This window comes from Kluyvera ascorbata ATCC 33433 (genome assembly GCF_000735365.1).
In the GTDB taxonomy this organism is placed as follows: domain Bacteria; phylum Pseudomonadota; class Gammaproteobacteria; order Enterobacterales; family Enterobacteriaceae; genus Kluyvera; species Kluyvera ascorbata.
This window is the reverse complement of the sequence record NZ_JMPL01000222.1, coordinates 1-1,854: the sequence shown is the minus strand read 5'-3', so window position 1 is coordinate 1,854 and position 1,854 is coordinate 1. Positions and strand designations below refer to the sequence as shown.

Annotated in this window: 1 protein-coding gene and 1 tRNA gene; one reads left to right on the top strand and one right to left on the bottom strand. The window is 53.6% G+C overall.

Annotated features, from left to right (window positions below; genetic code table 11):
- Positions 1 to 6: 6 nt before the first annotated feature.
- Positions 7 to 1,422, bottom strand: coding sequence for a glutamate--tRNA ligase (gene gltX, locus GKAS_RS23260; RefSeq protein WP_035897893.1), 1,416 nt, complete (start codon positions 1,420 to 1,422; stop codon positions 7 to 9).
- Between the two features lie 247 nt (positions 1,423 to 1,669).
- Here gltX and GKAS_RS23255 point away from each other — a divergent pair.
- A tRNA-Val gene (locus GKAS_RS23255) sits at positions 1,670 to 1,745 on the top strand.
- Positions 1,746 to 1,854: the final 109 nt, after the last annotated feature.

The window sequence follows — 1,854 nt, the reverse complement described above, 5'->3', positions numbered from 1 at the left end:
TGCCGATTACTGCTGGCTTTCACGCTCGGCGATAAACGCCAGTGCCTTGTTGATGCGCTCGATGCTACGGGATTTACCGATCGCATGAACGGTCACATCCAGGCCTGGTGACTGACCTGCGCCGGTAACGGCAACACGCAGCGGCATACCGACTTTACCCATACCCACTTCCAGCTCATCGGCGGTTGCCTGAATCGCGTGGTGGACGTTTTCAGCGGTCCAGTCAGTGATTGCGGAGATTTTATCACGCACCACTTCCAGCGGCTGACGCGCCACCGGGCGCAGGTGTTTCTTCGCGGCGTCCGCGTCGAACTCTGCAAAATCTTCATAGAAGTAACGGCAGCTCTGCGCCATCTCTTTCAGGGTCTTGCAGCGCTCACCCAGCAGTTTCACCAGCTCGCTCAGCTGCGGGCCCACGCGGGTATCAATATTTTCCTGCTCAATATGCCACTGCAGGTGCGTCGCGACATATTCCGGCGCCATCGTATTGATGTAGTGGTGGTTCAGCCACTGCAGTTTGTCGGTGTTGAACGCACTGGCGGATTTGCTGACCGCGCCCAGAGAGAAGAATTCGATCATCTCTTCACGGGTGAAGATCTCCTGATCGCCGTGGGACCAGCCCAGACGCACCAGATAGTTCAGCAGCGCTTCCGGCAGGTAGCCGTCATCACGATACTGCATGACGCTGACCGCGCCATGGCGTTTAGACAGTTTTTTACCGTCGTCGCCGTTGATCATCGATACGTGCGCGTAAACCGGCACCGGCGCATTCAGCGCTTTCAGGATGTTGATCTGACGCGGGGTGTTGTTGATATGGTCTTCACCACGGACAACGTGGGTAATTTCCATATCCCAGTCGTCAACCACAACACAGAAGTTGTAGGTTGGGGAACCATCAGTACGACGGATGATCAGATCGTCCAGCTCCTGGTTGCTGAATTCGATCGGCCCACGGATCTGGTCGTCAAAGATAACGGAACCTTCCTGCGGGTTAGCAAAACGCACCACGCATGGCTCATTGTCAGCATGATGTTCATGACCGTGTCGGCAACGGCCGTCATAACGCGGCTTCTCGCCGTTTGCCATCTGCTCTTCGCGCAGCGCTTCCAGACGTTCTTTGGAGCAGTAGCATTTATATGCCGTGCCTGCTTCCAGCATTTCATCAATCACCGCGTTGTAGCGGTCGAAACGTTTGGTCTGATAGTACGGGCCTTCATCCCACTCCAGATTCAGCCAGTTCATACCATCCATGATGGCTTCAATGGCTTCCGGCGTTGAGCGCTCGAGATCGGTGTCTTCAATACGCAGCACAAACTCACCTTTATGGTGACGTGCGAAAAGCCAGGAATAAAGAGCAGTACGAGCACCGCCGACGTGCAGATAGCCAGTCGGGCTAGGCGCGAAGCGAGTTTTGATTTTCATGAAATGGCCTTACGTTTATAAACATGCCGACAACCGGCAAATCCTGGAAATAGAAGTGGGCAATATTCTATCACTCCCACTCGGTTGTTCCCACCGCAAGCGCATGGTTTGCATTTTTTGCATACAATTCATACACCATAGCGCGTTTTGCGATCGCATTGTCTAATTTTACGACGAACAGATAAATTATTTATAAAAGGCGTTGACTCATTTTCAACTCTCCCTATAATGCGACTCCACACAGCGGGGGTGATTAGCTCAGCTGGGAGAGCACCTCCCTTACAAGGAGGGGGTCGGCGGTTCGATCCCGTCATCACCCACCAACTACTTTATTGTAGTCTCCGCCGTGTAGAACAGAAAATTGAGAAGTGGGGTGATTAGCTCAGCTGGGAGAGCACCTCCCTTACAAGGAGGGGGTCGGCGGTTCGATCC

Bases quoted from the DNA above. Each gene is read 5' to 3' on its own strand.
- gltX (WP_035897893.1), bottom strand. From the start codon at position 1,422: ATGAAAATCAAAACTCGCTTCGCGCCTAGCCCGACTGGCTATCTGCAC.